General features: G+C 71.1%; 22 protein-coding genes. 7 read left to right on the top strand and 15 right to left on the bottom strand.

Going from position 1 to position 18,409, the window contains the following annotated elements:
* Together dhaL and dhaK are read right to left on the bottom strand one after the other, a co-directional pair.
* A partial coding sequence (dhaL, locus tag DQW85_RS38280) for a dihydroxyacetone kinase subunit DhaL (protein WP_113704646.1) occupies positions 1 to 488 on the bottom strand: 488 nt, incomplete at its 3' end.
* The gene (gene dhaK / locus DQW85_RS38285; protein WP_113704628.1) at positions 488 to 1,468 is read right to left on the bottom strand and encodes a dihydroxyacetone kinase subunit DhaK; all 981 of its coding nucleotides are present in this window, start codon (positions 1,466 to 1,468) and stop codon (positions 488 to 490) included. The genes dhaL and dhaK, both read right to left, overlap by 1 nt.
* A 124-nt stretch (positions 1,469 to 1,592) precedes the next feature.
* On the opposite strand from dhaK, the gene DQW85_RS38290 reads away from it, so the two are divergent.
* A complete protein-coding gene (locus DQW85_RS38290) occupies positions 1,593 to 2,342 on the top strand; it encodes a lysophospholipid acyltransferase family protein (RefSeq protein WP_113704629.1) in 750 nt (249 codons plus the stop codon).
* Positions 2,343 to 2,379: 37 nt separating this feature from the next.
* Here the strand turns inward: DQW85_RS38290 and DQW85_RS38295 are convergent, their stop codons facing one another.
* A complete protein-coding gene (locus DQW85_RS38295) occupies positions 2,380 to 3,186 on the bottom strand; it encodes a serine/threonine-protein kinase (RefSeq protein WP_113704630.1) in 807 nt (268 codons plus the stop codon).
* 265 nt (positions 3,187 to 3,451) lie between these two features.
* Between DQW85_RS38295 and DQW85_RS38300 the strand changes: the two genes are divergently transcribed.
* Entirely contained in the window at positions 3,452 to 4,087 is a 636-nt protein-coding gene (locus DQW85_RS38300; protein ID WP_113704631.1) for a protein-L-isoaspartate(D-aspartate) O-methyltransferase, read from the top strand.
* Positions 4,088 to 4,108: 21 nt separating this feature from the next.
* Here the strand turns inward: DQW85_RS38300 and DQW85_RS38305 are convergent, their stop codons facing one another.
* Positions 4,109 to 4,711 (bottom strand): CGNR zinc finger domain-containing protein, encoded by a 603-nt coding sequence (locus tag DQW85_RS38305; protein ID WP_205315714.1) that lies wholly within the window; start codon positions 4,709 to 4,711, stop codon positions 4,109 to 4,111.
* A gap of 92 nt (positions 4,712 to 4,803) precedes the next feature.
* Here DQW85_RS38305 and DQW85_RS38310 point away from each other — a divergent pair, with 92 nt between their 5' ends.
* Entirely contained in the window at positions 4,804 to 5,283 is a 480-nt protein-coding gene (locus DQW85_RS38310) for a mycothiol transferase (RefSeq protein WP_113704632.1), read from the top strand.
* Positions 5,280 to 6,464 carry a MalY/PatB family protein gene (locus DQW85_RS38315; RefSeq protein ID WP_113704633.1) on the top strand — a complete coding sequence of 395 codons (1,185 nt, stop codon included), beginning with the start codon at positions 5,280 to 5,282 and terminating at the stop codon, positions 6,462 to 6,464. Before DQW85_RS38310 ends, DQW85_RS38315 begins: the two co-directional genes overlap by 4 nt.
* A gap of 36 nt (positions 6,465 to 6,500) precedes the next feature.
* Here DQW85_RS38315 and DQW85_RS38320 read toward each other — a convergent pair whose 3' ends face one another.
* From DQW85_RS38320 to DQW85_RS38330, 3 genes are read right to left on the bottom strand one after another with little or no spacing between them, the layout of a single operon-like run.
* Positions 6,501 to 6,902, bottom strand: coding sequence for an FAD-dependent oxidoreductase (locus tag DQW85_RS38320; protein WP_113704634.1), 402 nt, complete (start codon positions 6,900 to 6,902; stop codon positions 6,501 to 6,503).
* Entirely contained in the window at positions 6,899 to 7,105 is a 207-nt protein-coding gene (locus DQW85_RS48405) for an aromatic-ring hydroxylase C-terminal domain-containing protein (RefSeq protein ID WP_113704635.1), read from the bottom strand. Before DQW85_RS48405 ends, DQW85_RS38320 begins: the two co-directional genes overlap by 4 nt.
* Entirely contained in the window at positions 7,030 to 7,401 is a 372-nt protein-coding gene (locus DQW85_RS38330) for an FAD-dependent monooxygenase (protein WP_113704636.1), read from the bottom strand. Before DQW85_RS38330 ends, DQW85_RS48405 begins: the two co-directional genes overlap by 76 nt.
* 104 nt (positions 7,402 to 7,505) lie before the next feature.
* Here DQW85_RS38330 and DQW85_RS38335 point away from each other — a divergent pair, with 104 nt between their 5' ends.
* A complete protein-coding gene (locus DQW85_RS38335; protein WP_113704637.1) occupies positions 7,506 to 8,174 on the top strand; it encodes a TetR/AcrR family transcriptional regulator in 669 nt (222 codons plus the stop codon).
* Here DQW85_RS38335 and DQW85_RS38340 read toward each other — a convergent pair.
* From DQW85_RS38340 to DQW85_RS38375, 8 genes are all read right to left on the bottom strand, one after another.
* Positions 8,132 to 9,088, bottom strand: coding sequence for a cytochrome P450 (locus tag DQW85_RS38340; RefSeq protein ID WP_205315715.1), 957 nt, complete (start codon positions 9,086 to 9,088; stop codon positions 8,132 to 8,134). The genes DQW85_RS38335 and DQW85_RS38340 overlap by 43 nt on opposite strands.
* A gap of 187 nt (positions 9,089 to 9,275) precedes the next feature.
* Entirely contained in the window at positions 9,276 to 10,514 is a 1,239-nt protein-coding gene (locus DQW85_RS38345) for a DUF3500 domain-containing protein (protein WP_113704638.1), read from the bottom strand.
* On the bottom strand, positions 10,511 to 11,869 hold the full coding sequence (locus tag DQW85_RS38350) for an alpha/beta fold hydrolase (protein ID WP_113704639.1): 1,359 nt from the start codon (positions 11,867 to 11,869) through the stop codon (positions 10,511 to 10,513). The genes DQW85_RS38345 and DQW85_RS38350 overlap by 4 nt, the downstream gene beginning before the upstream one ends.
* A gap of 32 nt (positions 11,870 to 11,901) precedes the next feature.
* Positions 11,902 to 12,672, bottom strand: coding sequence for a cupin domain-containing protein (locus DQW85_RS38355; RefSeq protein ID WP_113704640.1), 771 nt, complete (start codon positions 12,670 to 12,672; stop codon positions 11,902 to 11,904).
* A 52-nt stretch (positions 12,673 to 12,724) separates the two neighbouring features.
* A complete protein-coding gene (locus DQW85_RS38360) occupies positions 12,725 to 13,582 on the bottom strand; it encodes a fumarylacetoacetate hydrolase family protein (RefSeq protein ID WP_113704641.1) in 858 nt (285 codons plus the stop codon).
* A 26-nt stretch (positions 13,583 to 13,608) separates the two neighbouring features.
* Entirely contained in the window at positions 13,609 to 14,418 is an 810-nt protein-coding gene (locus DQW85_RS38365) for an alpha/beta fold hydrolase (protein WP_113704642.1), read from the bottom strand.
* The gene (locus DQW85_RS38370) at positions 14,408 to 15,601 is read right to left on the bottom strand and encodes an LLM class flavin-dependent oxidoreductase (RefSeq protein ID WP_113704643.1); all 1,194 of its coding nucleotides are present in this window, start codon (positions 15,599 to 15,601) and stop codon (positions 14,408 to 14,410) included. The genes DQW85_RS38365 and DQW85_RS38370 overlap by 11 nt, the downstream gene beginning before the upstream one ends.
* A gap of 146 nt (positions 15,602 to 15,747) precedes the next feature.
* The gene (locus DQW85_RS38375; protein WP_113704644.1) at positions 15,748 to 16,839 is read right to left on the bottom strand and encodes an AraC family transcriptional regulator; all 1,092 of its coding nucleotides are present in this window, start codon (positions 16,837 to 16,839) and stop codon (positions 15,748 to 15,750) included.
* Positions 16,840 to 17,073: 234 nt separating this feature from the next.
* On the opposite strand from DQW85_RS38375, the gene DQW85_RS38380 reads away from it, so the two are divergent.
* Together DQW85_RS38380 and DQW85_RS47805 are read left to right on the top strand one after the other, a co-directional pair.
* Entirely contained in the window at positions 17,074 to 18,162 is a 1,089-nt protein-coding gene (locus DQW85_RS38380) for an LLM class flavin-dependent oxidoreductase (RefSeq protein WP_113704645.1), read from the top strand.
* An 89-nt stretch (positions 18,163 to 18,251) separates the two neighbouring features.
* Positions 18,252 to 18,409 (top strand): oxidoreductase (locus DQW85_RS47805; protein WP_476703627.1); only part of this gene is annotated, 158 nt, incomplete at its 3' end.

Consider the following 18,409-nt stretch of genomic DNA (forward strand, 5'->3'; position numbering starts at 1 on the left):
CGCGCCCCCTCCGCGGCCGCGGCCGCCGCCCGCTGGAACGCCTCGTGCGCCCGCGCCCCTTCCTGTACGGCCTGCGCCAGCGCCCGGGACGCCGGGGCCAGCGCGTCGATCATGGTCTTGTCGCCCGGGGCCGCCTTGCCCAGCCGCTCCACCGCGACGACCCCCGCGTCGAACGCCGAGGCGAAGCCGGCCAGCGACACCGGGTCCTGCAGCGCCTTGCCCATCTGGCGGAGCGCCGAGCCGTACAGGGGGCCCGAGGCGCCGCCCACGCGGCGGATCAGCGTCGCGCCGGCGGTCAGCATCGCCTGCACGGGGGAGGTCGGCGGCCACTCCTCCAGCGCCCGGCACACCTCGGTGAAGCCGCGCTCCAGGTTCGCGCCGTGGTCGGCGTCGCCGATGGCGGCGTCCAGCTCCGTCAGGCGGTCGCGCTGCAGGGTGATCGCCCTGGCCGCGTCCTCCAGCCACAGGACGAAGAACCCGGCGTCCATCAGCGCCCCCACCGCAGGCCGGGCGTCTCGACGGGCGCGTCCCACAGCCTGGTCAGCTCGTCGTCCAACCGGCAGACCGTGACCGAGAACCCCTGCATGTCGAGGCTCGTCACGTAGTTGCCCACCAGCGACCGCGCCACCCGCGCCCCCTTGCCCCGCACGAACGCCTCGACCTCGGCGAACGTCAGGTACAGCTCCATCAGCGGGGTGCCGCCCATGCCGTTCACCATGACGAGCAGGTCGCCGCGCAGGGGCAGGTCGCCGTGGACGGCCTCCATGGCGACGGCGGCCAGCTCGCGCGCCGACACCAGCGGCACCCGGGTACGGCCGGGCTCCCCGTGGATGCCGATGCCCAGCTCCACCTCGCCCTCCGGCAGGTCGAACGTGGGCTTGCCCGCCGCGGGGGTCGTGCACGAGGTCAGCGCGATGCCGAACGAGCGGCTGCGGTCGTCCACCTCGGCCGCCACCCTCGCCACCTCGGCCAGCGGGGCGCCCTCCTCGGCCAGCGCGCCCGCGATCTTCTCCACGAACACCGTCGCGCCGGTGCCGCGCCGGCCCGCCGTGTAGAGCGAGTCCTGGACGGCCACGTCGTCGTCCACGAGGACGCTGGCCACGTCCACGTCGTCGCAGAGCTCGGCGGCCATCTCGAAGTTGAGCACGTCGCCGGTGTAGTTCTTGACGATGTGCAGGACGCCGGCACCGCCGTCGACCGCCCTGGTGGCGTCGATGATCTGGTCGGGCACGGGAGAGGTGAACACCTCGCCGGGGCAGGCCGCGTCGAGCATGCCGTAGCCGACGAACCCGACGTGCAGCGGCTCGTGCCCGGAACCTCCGCCGGAGACCAGCCCGACCTTTCCCACGCGCGGCCCGGACGCGCGGTAGACCACCCGATCGCGTACGGTCAGCGACGGGTGCGCCGCCGCCAGGCCGCTGAGCGCGTCGTCAACCACGGACGGCGCCGTGTTGATGAGCTTCTTCATGGTCACAACATCTGCCCGTTTTCACCCGGCCGCAAGCGTCCCGGGAGGGGAGACGGCGAGGTGCGGGCAGGTGGGGGCCCGATCGGGCTGCCCAGCGCGGGAGAACCTAGGCTACCTTCAGCACATGGCTGAGATCGTGTACCCGCCGGTGATCGCCGCCGCGCGGACCCTCTTTCGCGTGCTCGACTACCGCTTCCACCTCGAGGGCACCGAGCACGTACCTCGGACCGGGGGAGCGGTGCTGGTCAGCAACCACATCAGCTACCTCGACTTCATCTTCGCCGGCTTCGCCGCGCGGCCGTCCGGGCGGCTGGTGCGCTTCATGGCCAAGCAGGACGTGTTCGACCACCGCGTCTCGGGTCCGCTCATGCGCGGCATGCACCACATCCCCGTCGACCGGGGCGCCGGAGCCGGGTCGTACGCGACGGCGCTGCGGATGCTGAAGGCGGGCGAGGTGGTGGGCGTCTTCGCCGAGGCGACGATCAGCCGGTCCTTCACGGTCAAGGAGATCAAGAACGGCGCCGTCCGCATGGCGCAGGCGACGAACACCCCGCTCGTCCCCGTGGCGCTGTGGGGCAGCCAGCGGTTGTGGACCAAGGGCCGGCCGAAGGCGCTGACGCAGCGGCACGTGCCCATCACGATCATCGTCGGCGAGCCGATGCACCCCAAGCGGGGCGAGGACGTCAACGCCCACACGACGGACCTGCACGAGCGGCTCACGGCGCTGGTGGACCGGGCGCAGCGGACGTACCCGGAGATCACGCCCGGCGCCTGGTGGCAGCCCGCCCACCTGGGCGGTACGGCGCCCACCCCGGAGGAGGCCGCCGCCATGGACGCCGCCGAGGCGGAGGCCCGCGCCAAGGGGCAGCAGTAGCAGCCGCCCGCACGCGGGTGCGGGGCGGTCCTGCCGGCTAGATGGCCGTCGGGTAGCTGCTGGCGCGCATGCCCGCCAGCAGCCCGGCGGTCTGCTCCAAGGTGAAGCGGCGCACCGGGTCGTTGTGCAGCAGGCCCTCGATGAGCGGCCGCATCACCCCCGCCCGGCGCGGCGGCGGGAAAGGGCCGCTGCGGGCCATGCCGAGCACGGTCGCCGCGTCCTGGCCGGGATAGGGCGGCTGCCCCTCGACGGCGCTGTAGAGGGTGGCGCCGAACGACCACATGTCGGCCTCCTTGCTGGCCGGGCCCCCGTGCAGCCGTTCGGGGGCCATGAACGCGGGCGTGCCGCGCAGGCGGCGGGAGGTGGTCATCCGGATGTCGCCCTCGGCCGTGGCGATGCCGAAGTCGGTCAGCACCACGCGGTCGCCGGTCAGCATGACGTTGGCGGGTTTGACGTCGCGGTGGAGCACCCCGGCCTGATGGGCGGTGCGCAGCGCAGTGAGCAGGTGCTGGCCGATCGCGGCCACCGACTGCGGGGGCAGCGTGCCCACCTGGGACAGCAACTGGTGCAGGGAGAGCCCGTCGAGGTATTCCATCACGATCCAGAGCTTGCCGCCCTCCTCGATGAGGTCGTGGACCGTGATGATGTTGGGGTGAGCGAGGCGGGCCGCCATCCTGGCCTCGCGGAGAACCCGGCGGCGCACCATCTCCGCCTCTCCCGTCAGGGTCAGCTCCTTGAGCGCAACCTCACGGTGGAGCAGCCGGTCGAACGCGCGCCAGACGACTCCCATACCCCCACGACCGGCCTCCTCGTTCAGGAGGTACCGTCCGCCGATCTCCCGCATGCCATCCCCTCGTTGCCCGGGGTAATCATGTCATCTCACCACAGATCTAGTGTGCCGAAAGTGATCCCGATGTGGGGCCAACTCTATGATCGCTGGTCAGAGGCACCGAAATTCGCCGGTGTACGACACGCCACACAAGGCCGACCCCGCCGACGGCCCCGCCGACGGCGCCCAGGAAGTCGGCGGGCTTGCTCCTGTGACGGTAGGCGGGCCCTCCGGCGGGTAGCCGCGACCTGAGAACGGACGCGCTGCCGGGGACGGACCCATGACCCTTCGAGACACCGAGAAGCTCGTGCGCGCCGCCGTCCGGGCCGGGGTCACCGACCGCGCCGTGCTGGAGGCGGTCAGGGCCGTGCCGCGCTCCGCGTTCGTGCCGTGCGAGCGCGCCGAGGAGGCCTACCGGGACGCGCCCGTGCCCATACCCCGCGGGATGGTGACCACCCAGCCGTCGCTTGTCGCCCGGATGGTGGAGGCCCTCGCCCTCACCGGCGCCGAACACGTGCTGGAGGTCGGCACCGGCTACGGGTACCAGACCGCGCTCCTCGCCTGCCTCTCCGGCGACGTGATCAGCGTCGAACGCCTGCCGGACCTCGCGGACCGTGCCCGCGCCAACCTCGACGGACAGGGGATCGCCAACGTCGAGGTGGTCGTCGGCGACGGCACGGAGGGCGTGCCGTCGCGCGCGCCGTACGACGCCGTGCTGGTCTCCGCGGCCTTCCCCACCGTGCCCGAACCCCTCGTCGGCCAGCTCCGCACCGGAGGGCGGCTGGTCCAGCCCATCGGCCCCGGCGGTGTCGAGGACGTCACGGTGTTCGAGCGCACGAGCGCCGGGCTGGTCCGGCGCGGCCATGTCTGCCCCGCGAGCTTCGTACGGCTGCACGGCAGGCACGGCTACCACTGAACGCCATGTCCGGGCGGCAGGTCAGCGCGCGGTCCCGGGCCCCTCGCCAGACGGGCGCCCGGACGGGGGGCCGGACGGGGGCGTCGCCGTCTTCCGCTTGCGCGACCGGTAGCTCGCCGCCTTGATCCGGTTGCCGCACTCCTCCATGCCGCACCATTGCCGGTTGCCGCCCCGGGAGCGGTCGATGAAGACGCGCGTGCACTCCGGCCTGGCGCACTCCCTGACGCGCAGCTCGCCGAGCTCGCTGAGCAGCTCCGCCGCGGAGCAGGCGACGCTGGAGGCGACCGCCGCGGCGTCTCCGGAACGGACGAGCCCCGCGGGGCTCAGCGTCACCCGTGGCGGCGCCCCGCCCGCCTCCTCGTTGACGACGCGCAGGTCGTCCCCAGGCCAGGGACTGCCCGCCATGGCGCCGGTCACGAGCTGGTAGACGGCCTCACGGAGCGCGCGCAGCCGCCGCAGCCCGGCGGCGTCGACGGCCGGCTCCTCGGTCGTCACCCCGGCCTCGACCGCCCATCGGGCCAGGTCGGGAGGTGTGGCGAGGAGCTCCTCCGGCACGCCGCGCCGCCACTTGAGCGTGCCCATGAAGTCGAGCGCGAGGTTTCCGCTGACGAAGACGAAGCTCACGTCACCATCTTGACAGGTGACGCCAGCATGCCGCAAGGTGGGCGTCACCCACTAAGCCAGTGACGCAGCACGCGATCGGTCGGGAGCCATACATGATCACCGACGAGGACTACCTCTATTACGTCGACCGCGCCCTGGACGGCATGGCCGGGATCATCGCCGGCCTCGGCGACCGGCTCGCCGGCGCCCGGCCGCCCCTGCCCGGCGCGAACTCGCCGTACGCACTGCTCACCCACTGCCTGGGAGTGGTGTCCTACTGGGCCGGGGAGCTCGTGGCGGGACGCCGGGTCGTCCGCGACCGCGACGCCGAGTTCCGCAGCACGGGTCCTGTCGGTCCGCTGCTGGAGAAGGTGGCGGTGGTGCGCGCCCAGCTCGCCGAGGACGTGCGCGCCGCCGTTCCCGGCGCCGGGCTGCGCGGCACGCCGCCGCAGGCCTACCTCGGTCCCGGCCGAGAGCTGACCCAGGGAGCGGCGCTGCTGCACGTCTACGAGGAGCTTGCTCAGCACCACGGCCAGATGGAGATCCTTCGCGACGCCATCCTCGCCGAGCAGCGCGAGGGGGCGACGCCGTGAAGCGCCCGCCCGCCGACCCATTCGAGACCGTCGACGTCGAACGGCTGCGCGCCGGGCACGGCGTCAAGTGGGGCTCCCTGCGCTCGGACACCATCGGCGCCTGGGTCGCCGACATGGACTTCGGGGTCCCGCCCGCCGTGCGCGAGGGCCTCCTGCGGGTCACGGAGCGCGAGGACTTCGGCTACCCGTACTGGCCGGGCGAGGACCCGGTGGTCGAGGCGTTCGAGGAGCGGATGGCCGCGCGCCACGGATGGCGCCCGGAGCCCGGCCTGGCGCGCGTGTTCACCGACCTGCTGCAGATCCTCCAGGTCATGGTGGAGTACGCCACCGAGCCGGGCGACGGCGTCGCGATCCACGTCCCCGCGTACCCGCCGTTCCTGGCGAGCATCGCCCGCGCGGGCCGGAGGATCGTGCCGCTGCCGATGACGCGCGGCGAGACCGGCTGGGGCTTCGCGGCCGCCGGACTCACCGGACGCCTGCGGGAGCAGGGATGCCGCATGCTCGTGGTCGTCAACCCGCAGAACCCCACCGGGCGCGTCTTCACACCCGCCGAGCTCGCATCCCTCGCCGAGGCCGCCGAGGAACTTGACCTGGTGGTGCTGGCCGACGAGATCCACGCCGACCTGGTGTACGCCCCGCACCGGCATGTGCCGTTCGCCTCGCTCGGGACGGTCGCGGCGCGTACCGTCACCGCCACCTCGGCGACGAAGGCGTTCAACATCGCCGGGCTCCGCTGCGCCGTCGCGCACGTCGGCCACGGCCGGATGCGGGACGCGCTCGACAGGGCCCCGCTCGACCTCTTCGGCACGCCCAGCGTCCTCAGCCGGGTCGCCACCGTGGCCGCCTGGCGCCGGTCGGACGCCTGGCTGGCCGCCCTGACGCGCACCCTGGAGCGCAACCGCGACCTGGTCGAGAAGTGGGCGGCGGACCTGCCGTGGGAGGCGCGCTACCACTCGCCGCAGGGCACCTACCTGGGCTGGCTCGACTTCACCGGCAGCCCGGCCGGGGCAGCCGCGCCCGCCGAACACCTCGAACGCCTCGCCAGGGTCAAGCTCAGCGACGGTGCCGAGTTCGCGCGGCACACCGCGGTCGACACGGCCGCGTTCGCCCGGCTCAACTTCGCGACCAGCACCTCCAACCTCCTGGAGATCCTCGACCGCGTCACGACCGCCCTGGCCTGACGCGTTCCCGCGGCATGTGGTCGTCCCTGTACGCCTTCACGCCCGAGCTCTCGCCGGCCAGGCCGTCATCCCCTCAGGAGGAAGTCGGCCATGCCGCTCGGCGTCCTGCAGCGCGGTGTTGGCGCCGGAACCGCGGTTGGGCGGCATGGCGTGGATGGCGTCACCCAGCACGGTCACGGGTCCGGCGGGCCAGGCGGCGAGGAGCCTGTCGCCGGCCCCGCCGAGAGTGGCTTGGAAGAGCTCGAAGTGCGCCGGGGGAAGGCAGGCGCGCAGTGCCCCGACCCCCCTGTCGTCGATGTGGAAGCGGGCGCCCTGGGCGCGGGCGCCAGGACCGGGATCACGTTCGTAGACCGTCACCTTCATGCCCGCTCGGCGCAGCCCGTGCGCCAGGGTGAGGCCGCCGAGGCCGGCGCCGGCGATGATGACGCGCAATGTCATGACTGATCCCCTCTCGCCAAGATCTGGCGGAACACCTTCTCGATCTCGTGTTCGGAAGACGTCGTCGTCGCGGGCGCCCGCCAGGCCACGACGCCGTCGGGGCGGACGAGCACGGCTCCGCTGGAGGTCACGCCGTACCGGCCGAGACGAGCGGGTGCAGGAAGTCGGCGGGGGGCTCCTCGCCGACCCGGCGTGGGCGGCATCGAGCAGGCCGCGTCGCCCACCAGCGCGACCCTGTCCTGGGTGTAGCGGTGTCGACACGGAGCATGTCACCGAGCTCGGCGGGATGGAATCCAGCCTCGGAGACGGCCTCCCGGAGCCCGAGGCTGTCCAGCAGTTCCACGGCCCGGACGCTGAGCCGCTCGTTGCGCGAGGTCCGCGGGGCCTCGGTCCTCCGCTCGACGAGCAGGCATGGCGGCGCCGTAGTGGCGAGGAAGGCCGCGGTGGCGAGACCGCTCAGCCCTCCGCCGGCCACCAGGACGCGGCGGCTGTCATTCATGGTCCTCCGTCCGAATGGGGCTTGATCGAATGAAGAAACGGGCCGGTCGGCCGGTTACTTCAGTGGGAGATGGAGAAAATGCGGGCAGCGGGTAGGGTGGCCGCGTGCCGGAAGGACCGGGTACGGACATCGCGAACGGCAGGCGTGGCCGCTGGCGCAGCGGCGCGGTCAACAGGCAACGGATCCTGGAAGCCGCGGCGGAACGATTCGCCGCCGAGGGCTTCCAGCGCACCACCGTCAAGGCGATAGCCGCCGACGCCGGCGTGGATCCCGCGATGATCCACTACTTCTTCCGCAGCAAGCAGGGGCTCTACGACGCGGTGCTGAACAGGCACGAGCCGGTCCGTGACCCGGTGGCCGAACTGCTGTCGGACGGGTTGGAGCATTTCGGCGAGCGCCTCGTCCGCAGGTTCCTGGAGGTGAACGAGGGCGACGAGCCGGGCCACCGGGTGGCGGCCCTGATGCGGCTGGCGGTGGTCGACCACGAGCCGGCCGCCCTGCTGCGCGACTTCATCGAGAACGAGTTCGCGCCCTCGCTGGCCAGGCACCTGGATCTGCCGGATGCCCGGTTGCGCGCCGGCCTGATCAGCGTCCAGCTCGTCGGCGTCGCCGTGACCCGCCACCACCTGCGCGTCGAACCGCTGGCCTCGGCCTCCGTGGAAACGATCGTCACGCTGATGGGCCCGATCATCCAGCGCCTGCTCACCGAGCCACTGCCGGAGGACATGGATCAGGCGCCGGGCGGAGCGAACGTCACCGGCACCTCGGCGTAGCCGCGGAACAACGTTCCCGTCCCCGGCCGCTGGCGCAGCCAGTCGGCCGGGCAGGCGAGCGCCAGGCCGGGCAGCCGCTCCAGCAGCGTCCGGAACGCGATCTGGCCTTCCATCCGGGCGAGCGGGGCGCCCAGGCAGAAGTGCAGGCCGTGACCGAACGCCAGGTGGGCGTTGTCCCGGCGCAGGATGTCGAAGCGGTCCGGGTCGGGAAACCGTCCGGGGTCGCGGTCCGCGGCGGCCAGCGCCACCGTCACCTGGCTGCCCGCCGGGACGGTCTCGCCGCCGACCTCCACGTCCTCCACCGCCACCCGCAGGGTGCCCTGCGCGTCGATCAGGTCCGCTCGTCCGAGAGGGGCCATCCGGTCGATCAGCTCGTCGGTGATCTCCTGTACCCGCGGGCGCAGGGCTTCCACGCGGCGTGGGGTGAACCCCTTGCTCACCAGGCGGCGCAGTCTGGTGTGGTCGGGCGGGTCGCTGTTGAGCATGTTCACCCCGGTCGGGCCCTCGGTCTCGGAGGACAGCCCCAGATCGCGCATCCACCGCGGCGCATGCCGGGGGTGCTTGGAGAAGCGGGTGTCATTGAGCACGGCCCGGCTCTCGTCGTACCCGGTGATCATCCAGAGCGTGGTGCCCATCGGATGCGGAACGGCGCGCACGGCGCGGGCGGGGAAGGAGCCCAGCACGCCGACCTTCACCCTGCCCGAGAGCTCGTCACCGTCCAGCAGGCCGGTGAAACGCATGTTCATCCCCATGACCGCCTTGCGTGCCAGCCAGGTGACCTCGCCTTCGCCTACCGACCCCTCGGCGATCTCCAGGCTGGCCTGGGCGCTGGTCATCGTCCCGCTCAGCCGTCCTCCGTCGGCCGAGAACGGCGGGTCTCGCCCGCTTCGCAGGTCGCACCGGCGGAAAGGCATGCGCATGACCATCGACAAGACCTCTCATCGCCAGGACACCACGTGCGCGACATGACGCTCGTCGGATGCGGCATCGTCGCCAAGCTCGTGGGCGGTTCCCTCGTCGTTCACGGTCTCGCGGGCGCGCAGAACGAAGGGGAGTGACCTGGCCGGCCGCATGGCGGCCGACCGGGGCGGCGCGGCGCGATCATCGGGAGTGAGGTGCTCGGTGGTGCCGGGCGTGGTGCTGCCGGAGCAGGTCCCGGCCGTAGTCGCCACCGTTCGGCGTCCGGACGACGGTGTGCACGTGGAACGGTTCGGGCTCCTCGTTGTCCAGGAAGACACCCTGGTGGCAGTCGTACTCGATCAGGATCACGGGGCTGTGAACCTTGTAGTAGAAGGCGTCGCCGTCGCCGTCGCCGCCGATCCAGGCGAAGTGGGTCTGGTCGAGGTGCGCGGCGACCGAGGCCATCAGGTCCGCGGCAGGACCGGTGGGCAGCCGCTCGGCGTAGGGCCGGACCAGCGCGAGAAGCACCTCCCGCTGCCCGGCGGACAACTCGTCGCCGCGGATGCCCTCGTACGGGATGACGCGGTTGTCCCGCCCGGCGCCGGCCTTGTGGCGGCCGTCGACGAAGTTGACCAATTCGGGCGGGAGGTCGCGCGACAGGATGGACCGGTGCAGCACGGCACGGTCGGTCTGGCCGGGCCGCAGCATTCGCCGGGCGGCGAGCCCCGCGGCGCGTTCGGCGTCGAACAACCGGGTGCCGCGGTATGTGCCCCGGTCGGCTTCGACCGGCTCGGCGCCCATGAACGTGGGGGTGAGCACGATCTGGCCGCCCACGATGAAGCAGTGGACGTCGAGATGGTGCCCCCACAGCTGCCAGCCCCACGGTTCGGTGGCCGACGGCGTGCCGTAGACGGCGAAGAAGTAGGCGTACTCCCGGAGGGTGCCGGGGTACTGCTCGATCAGTTCGCCCAGGGCGCCGTTGAGGGCCATCGCGGCCCGCGTGTCGGTGAAGCCCTTCGCCGACAGGCTCGCCTCGACGATCGCGAGGGCGGCGTTCCGCTGTGCCTGCTCCATGTCGTCGAGCAGCAGCCCGTGCGGCTCCCAGGTGGGGTAGGCGTTGGTCCAGGTGCGCCACTGCTTGGCGTCGATGTCGAACCGGACCAGGCCGCGCTGTGCTTCGCTGAGCCCTGCCAGGAACGCCTCCGTGGCCTCGACCGCGGGGCCCGGCTCGAATCCCGTGTCGCGCAGCGAGAACAGGTCCGGTACGACGACCCCGTCGGTCGTGATGCCGACGAACGGCTCGTCGGCGGCGGCGAGCACCGGCGGGAACAGCGCCACGATCTCCTTCGGCATCGGGGTGGCGTCCATCACGGCTCCGTACAGCGGGAACATCCCGTCGGGACGGGGCCCGTAGCCCCGGTAGCGGCGTCGTTCCTTCATGTCCGGCTGCCGTCCAGCGCGCGGTGGGTGCCGAACGCGCGGCCGTGGTACGTCAGCGGCTGCGTGGCCGTAGTCTCGGCCGCGACGACGGTGCCGAGGGCGATGACGTGGTCGCCCCCGTCGACGAGGTCGGTGACGGTGCACGCCACCCAGCCCGCGGCTCCGGCGATCCGTGGCAGGTCGTGCTCACGTCGCCACGAGACGTCAGCGAACTTCTCCTTGCCCTTGCGCGCGAAGTTGCCGGCCAACTGGGCGTGGTCGCTGCCGAGAACGTTCAGTCCGAAACGGCCGCCGTCCCGGACCAGGGGCAGCAGGTCCGACTTCCGGTCCAGGGACACCAGCACCATGGGCGGGCTCACGGACAGCGACGTGAACGCGCTGACCGTGGTGCCGTGCGGCCGGTCACCGTCCATGGCGGTGACGACCGACACCGGCGTGCACACCCCGGCCATCGCCTCGATGAAGGCGGCCCGCAGCTCCTCGTCGAGCCGCGCGCCGGCGGTCACCTCACGGCGTCCCTGCTGACGCGGCTGCTCGGAGGAGTCCTCGGGGGCGGTCGCGGTGAATCCGCGCAGCAGGTCGGCGAGCCGCGCGGGCTGGTCGACCATCGCCCCGTGCCCGGCGTCCTCGATCAGCTCCACCGACCATCGCGGCAGGTTCCGCTCGCGCAGCCATCCGGCCCAGCGAGGGTCGGCCATCTGGTCCTGTGCCCCCCAGGCGACGAGAACGGGGACGGTGACGTCGGCCAGCCGGGCCCGGAAGTCGATGCTCGCGAGCTGCCTGAAGTACCGCAGACCGAGGTGGGCCGGCATCTCGAGGGACTTCCCGGCGAGCCAGCCGGCTGTGGCTGCGTCGGTCCGGTGGTAGAAGGCGCCGGCGGCGCCGAGGATCGACTCGACCCAGCTCTCGGACAGGCCGGCCAGCACCCCGTCGAAGGCGTCGATCGGCGTGCCGATCTCCAGGTCGTCCGGCTTGACGAAGCACGGCACGGCCGGAGCCACGAGCGCCAGGCCGGTGATCCGGCCGGCGGTGTTGTGCTCCAGCACCGTCCGCAGGCCGACGGCCCCGCCCAGGGAGTGGCCGACCAGCGTCACATCGGTCAGGTCGAGCCGCTCGATCAGGGCGATGACGTCGGCGGCCATCTCGTCGAGGGTGTAGTCGCTGTCGGGCGCGTCCGAGGCGCCGTGGCCGCGCGGGTCGAACGTCACACAGCGGTGCGTGGCGGACAGCTCCGCCACCACCCAGTTCCAGACGTCGAGCGTGTTGGCGAAACCGGGGTGGAACAGGAGCGTCCTGCCGCTGCCCGCGACGCGGTAGTTGAGTCGAACGCCTTCTCCGACGGTTACCTTCGTCATGTTCTGCTCATTTCCTTGAAGTCGGGGGGCCGTCACCCGAAGCTGTGGCCGTTCAGGCGGAAGTCGACGCCGAGGTCCGGGGGAACGCCTGGCGCCGGCTCGGGGACGAGGAGCACCAGGTGGCTCTCCCGGCCGGGTCCGGGGTTCCAGTTGCGGTGGGGGACACCCGCGGGCAGCACGACCAGGTCGAAGCGGGTGGCCCGGTGACGGTGGTTGGCGACCTCGACTTCCAGGGTCCCGTCGAGGATGAAATAGAGCTGGTCGAACTCGTGGATGTGCCACGGCAGGGCGTCGTTGCCCGGGTCGACGTGCGCGAGCCGCATGGAGGCGTACGAGCTGCCGGTTCCGCTGTGGGCCAGATCGCGGACGTGGAATCCGGGCACGATCTCGATGCCGAGGTCATCGCTGGGCGGCAGCACGTAGTGGGTGCCCGGTCCGCCGCTCTCGTCCTCGTCCGCCGCCTCGGCGAGCGGCAGCCCGCGAGCGGGCGGCGGCAGGAGAACGTCGAGGTGAAGCTCGGTGCCCGGGTGCGGGTAATGGTTCCGGTGGGGCGTGCCGGCCGGGATGAACACGGTGGACCCCGCGGGGACCGCATGCTGCTCCCCGTCGAGTTCGAGCTGCATGCACCCTTCGAGGATGAAGAAGAGCTGGTCGGACTCGGGGTGCTTGTGGCGCGGGAAGCCCGTGCTGCCCTCCGGGGCGCGGACGCCCTCGATCAGGCAGCTCTCCAGATCGGCCAGCGGCCGGTGGTCGAAGACGTCGGGTTTCAGGCTGTCGGGGGCGAACCGCCGTACGAATTCCATGCTGTGTGCTTCCTGACTGTGTGCTTCCTGACTGTGCTTCCTGTGACGAGGTTCAGCCGGCGACGAAGCGGTGTCGCATCTCACCGATGCCTTCGATCCAGCTCACGAGCTCGTCGCCGGGCTGGAGCCACCGCTGCGGCACGCGGCCCAGGCCGACTCCGGACGGGGTGCCGGTGAAGACGACGTCGCCGGGCAGCAGGGGCAACGTCGACGACAACTTGGAGATCAGGCTCGGCACGGAGAAGATCAATTCCTTGGTGCGCGCGCTCTGCACGGTCTCGCCGTTGACGGCGCAGCCGAGTTCGAGGTCGTCCGGGTCGTCGAGGTCGTCCAGGGTGACCAGCCACGGGCCGATCGGCCCGAACCGCGGGAACGACTTCCCGAGGCTGAACTGCGGCGGCGTGGCCGCCATCTGCAGGACGCGTTCGGAGATGTCCTGGCCGACGGCGTAGCCGGCGACGTGGCTCAGCGCGTCCTCGGCCCGGACGCGATGCACCCGGCGTCCGATGACCGCGACGAGCTCGACCTCCCAGTCGGTGTGCCCGCCGGCCGGCAGCGCGATGTCGCCGCGAGGGCCGGTGATGCTGGAGGCGAACTTGGTGAACCAGGGCGGCTCGGCGTCGGGTGCGTCATATCCGGACTCGTCCGCGTGCGCCCGGTAGTTGAGGCCGACGGCGAACACCTGCCGGGGGCGTGGCGCCGGTGAACCGAGGTCGCCCGGGTCGATCGGCGTCCCGCCGGTCCAGTCGGCGGAGGAGGCCCATGCGGTGAACGCGTCCCAGTCCTCGTAGACGGCCTGCGGGTCGGAGCCGAACCGTCCCCGGCTGGCTGTGTGAACGTCGAAGGCTGTGTCGGTCCCGTCGAGGGAGCGGACCACACTCAGCCGGCCGTTCAGGTTGGCGATGCGCACGAGTGGAACTCCAAGTCAGGTCTGGTTCACGGGAAGAGGCGGTTGTCGGCGTTGTTGACGAGAACGCCGAGCTTGTGCCGGGCGAAGTTCGCGATCACGTCCGCGACCGCCTCCGGACGTTCCTCTTCGAGCACATGGCCCGCGTCGTAGACGAACAGCACCGCGATCTCCCGGTTGAGCTCGACGTATCGGCGGCCGAGCGAGGTCGGGGTCCGCCGGTCCTCGGTGCCGATGAGGACGACGGTCGGCACGGTGAGGGTGCGGTAGGCGTCCTCCAGCTCGGCGTCCCTGGGGGTCAGCAGCCGCCCCACGAGCTCGGCGTGCTTGTTCGCCGTCTCCAGATCGAGATCGACGAGGGGCCGCGCGGTCTCCGGGTGGGCGTACAGGTGGCGGATCCCGTTGACCATGCGCTCGCCGGTGGGCGGTTCGAACGTGCCGGGCAGGATGCCGGTCGGCGCGAGCATCATGAGGCCCTCGACTTCGTCGGGGTGCTGGACCGCCACCCAGGAGGCGATCCGGCTGCCGAACGAGGTGCCGATGACGGTGTACCGGTCGCCGACGACGCCGCGCGCCGCCTCGTGGACCGTGGTGGCCAGCTCCTTGGTGGACGTGCTGCGCCTGTTCGGCGCGGAGGCGCCGAAGCCCGGGATCTCGATGAGGACGACCCTGAACTCGCGGGCGAGCATCCGGTGCGCGGGAGCGACGACGAGCCCGCCGGCTCCGTGCAGGAAGACCAGTGGCGCGCCCTGCCCGGCTTCGGCGTAGCGGATGTCGAAGCCGTCCGCGGTGACGGTGTTCTCGGTGAACGTGATGTGCGTGGTGGATTCAGCGGGCATCGGTGAGAGCCTTGTCGGTTGACGCGCCGAGATGGCGTACGTACGGCAGCACGTCCCTGCCGAAAAGGGTCAGGCTGGACGTGCGTTCCTGCTCGGTGAGACCTCCACCGGAGAAACCGAGGTCGAGGTAGCCGACACCGGTCTGGGAGTGGAAGTCGGTGATCTGCTGGACGACCGATTCTGGGGTGCCGACGAAGGTGAGCCGGCCGAGCGCGAAGCCGCCCTTGCCCTTCTTGTCGGCGTCGCGGTTCTTGCCGTCGGCGTCGGTGCCGACCTCGGTCGGGGCCCGGTCGGTCGCCGGGCCGATCGAGGCGCCGTCTATGAGCTTCATGTGGGAGGCGACCGCCGCCGCGCGACCGGCGAACGCGGCGGCCAGGCCGGCGCCGCCGCTGTAGTACCTGGCCTCGAGCTCGCGGGCCCGCTCCTCGGTCTCCGCCACCACGGCGTGGCCGCGGTAGAGGATGTCGGTCGGGTCCACCGATCGCCCGGCCGCGGCGCTCCGCTCCCGGTAGGACTCGGTGAGCTTGGCGACGAGGTTCGGCGGGTAGAACGACAGGCCGATCTTGTGGCCGTTGTCCACCGCGTACTGGATCGACTCGTGACTCTGCCCCGACCCGAAGATGGGCGGCAGTGGCTTCTGCGTGACGCCGGGCCAGATGGAGATCGTCGGGAACTGGTAGTAGCGGCCCTGCCAGCCGAACGGCTGCGGTTCGGTCAGGGCCTTGGTGATGAGCGCGATCGCCTCATGGGTGCGGGCCCGGGACTCCGCGGGGTTGATGTTGTAGGAGACGAACTCGTTCGGCGTGCCACGCAGGAAGAGCATCTCCAGCCGCCCGTGACTGAGCTGGTCCAGCATCGCGGCTTCCTCGGCGACCCGAAGCGGATTGTTGATGGACACGAGCGGGCCCATCCACCCGATGCGCACCCTGCTCGTCCGCTGGCTGATCGCCGCGGCGAGAACGGCGCAGTTCGGGGACGGAACGTTCGGCCAGTAGTGGTGTTCGGACACGCTGACCATGTCGAAGCCGAGTTCCTCGGCGAGCGCCGCCTGGTCGAGGGCGAAATCGGTGGAGCGTTCGCCTATGGCCGCCCGGTAGCCCGCGGGTGGGCTCGGCCAGCTGGCTTCGTTCCGGAAATGCTCCGTATCACCGTAGATCTGCGAACACAGAAAGGAGAACTTCATCGATCTCTGCCTTTGTTGGGTGACGGCTCATGACAGCGCTAAGGGCGATCGCATGAATGCGCGTCGGCGCTTGAAGAAATGTAAGAGCCGGGTCCTCGCGCCGATGAGCCGCCGACCGCGCCGGGTCGGCCACTTTGCGACGCCCGTCAGAGACCGGTGCCGGGCGCCGCTTGATGCAGGGTGAAGGAGGGCGCCGTGCCGTACCGCAGGCGATATGCGCTCGCGAAACGGCCGTAGTGGTAGAAGCCCCAGCGCCTGGCGACGGCCGCGGCGGTGGTGGCGGACGGGTCGGCGGACTGCAGCTCGGCGTGGGCCCGAGCGAGGCGGATCTTCCTCAGGTAGGCCATCGGAGGCATGCCGACGTGCCTGCGGAAACCCTCCTCCAGGGCGCGGACGCTCAGTGACGCGGCCCGCGCCAGGTCGGCGACGCCGGTGATGTCGGCCGGGTGGGCCTCGATGAGCTCGATCGCGTTGCGGATGTTGGCGGGCGCGGCCGGTCTGGGGGGACGGCGCAGGTGTTCGGTGTAGTTGTGCGGCTGCGCCAGCAGCAGCCCGGTCATGACGAGCCGGGTCAACCCGGACATCATGATCAAGTCCTGTGGGTCGTGGACCGGGTGCGTGAGTTCGCTGCGAAGCAGGGAGAGCGTTCGGACGAACGATCGGGCGGCGGGATCCCGCAGGTCGAGACCGGGACGGAACCGGATCGGACCGGTGAGGGGCTGGTCCAGCAGCGCGCTGAGCAGCGTCTCGATCTCGGCGGGGTCGATGCGCACGGTGAGCACGCGACTGTCCGGGCTCCAGCAGTCGAACCAGGCGGGGGCCTCGGGGCTGATGACGGCGGCCATGTCGGTGGACGCCTCGACCTGCTCGCCCCCGGTCCCGATGCGCAGCCGGCCGGTCGTGGGCACGCAGACGACGTAACCGCGTGCGGCGGGGGGCGCGACCACGGTGACGTCCGTGCCGAAGGACATGTAGGTGAGGTCGAGACCGGGGAGCTCGTTGATCCACATTCTCAGGTCGAGCGGTGTCCGGGCGTCCACCAGGCTGAGCCGGCCCGGCGCGTAGTTCGTGGTGATCGCGTAGGTGGCCTCGTCGAGATCGGTGGTCTCGATCAGGCGCCCGACGGGGGTGTCGGCTTCGGGGGGGATGGTCCACGGGCTGCTCTGGTGGGCGGGGCCGGCCTCGGGCGCGGCGTGCTCCGTGGTTACGTTCCGGTAGACCGGCTCCCTCTCGTCCATCGCGTGATGCACCTCACTCTCGCGACGGTAACGCTACGGTGTCCGCATCCTCACCGGACAGCCGGTGTACGCGTGAGGACAGCCGGAACACGCGGTCGAGCGTCCAAACTACGCTGTCCCGCGGGCCTGGTCGAGGCCTGTGCGGATGATCCTGCCTGGCGCCGTCGAAAAACGGATGGACAGCGGCGCTCGCCGGATATCGCAGCTGAGACCGAAATTCCTAACATTCCCGACATGGTCAAATCGTGGCTTTTCGACATCTTCAACTACCCCTACGACTCCAAGCCCGAGGGGCTTGACCCGGAGCTGGTCCAGGACGAATACGACTGGCACCTCGACACGTGGGTTCGCGCGGAGGACCTGGGCCTCGACGGGGTGTTCTTCTCCGAGCACCACTTCACCGCCTACAACATGAGCCCCTCGCCGAACCTGCTGGTGGCGTCGCTGGCCCAGCGGACCAGCACGCTGCGCATGGGTGTGATGTGCAACGTCACCGCGTTCCACAACCCGCGACGGCTCGCCGAGGAGACGGCGATGCTGGACTACCTCACCCACGGGCGGCTCGAGGTCGGGCTGGGCCGTGGCGGCGACGACCTCGAGTTCAAGAAGGAGGGCTTTCCGCTCGAGCAGACCCGCGAATGGTTCGAGGAGTCGCTGGAACTCATGCACAAGGCCTGGGAGCAGCCGCGGTTCACCCACCACGGTCGCTTCTTCCACTATGACGACGTCTCGATCTACCCGCGGCCGAAGAACAGGCCCCGCGTGTGGGTGACCGCGTTCAGCCCGGGCACGATCACGTGGGCGGGCACCATGGGCTACCGGCTGGCGCTGGCCTTCCTTCCGGCTTCGATGATGGCGCAGTACCGCCGGACCTACGACGAGGCGGCGCGGGCGGCGGGCCATGAGACGTCGCCCGACCACATCGGGGTGCTGCGCAACGTGTTCGTCGCCGGCTCCGACCAGGAGGCGCGCGACCTCGCCGAACCCGCGCTCGATCACGTCTTCCGGCTGTTCAAGGAGGCCGCGGTGCCGGACGACATAGAGAACATGGCCAAGGGGTACGAGCACTACTCGTCGTTCTTCGCGCCGTTCGCGGCCGAGGGCGGCGTCCGGTTCGAGGACCTGCAGGCCGCCGGCGTGGTCGTGGTCGGCTCCCCGGCCACTGTCCGCGACCAGCTGGTCGCGCAGGCTGAGGAGATCGGCTGCGGCAACATCTTCAACTGGTTCTCCTTCGGCGCGCTCACCAGCGAGCAGACGCTGCGCTCGGTGGAGCTGTACGCCAGGGACGTCGCGCCGGCACTGCGCTCGCTGGCGGTCGCCTGACCTCCGCAGAGGATGTTACTTGGCTAGCCACATGATTCGTGCTATTTTTGTGTGGCCAGCCACGTAATCCCTTGGAGGCTCAGATGACGATGCGGCTGTGGACCCCTGTTACCGTGGGCGACATCCGTCTGGAACACCGGCTCGCGATGGCTCCGATGACGCGCAACCGGTCCACCCCTGAGGGGGTGCCGACCGAGTTGAACGCCGAGTACTACGCTCAGCGGGCGTCGATGGGGCTGATCATCAC

The sequence above is a fragment of the Nonomuraea lactucae genome (assembly GCF_003313395.1).
Taxonomy (GTDB): Bacteria; Actinomycetota; Actinomycetes; order Streptosporangiales; family Streptosporangiaceae; genus Nonomuraea; species Nonomuraea lactucae.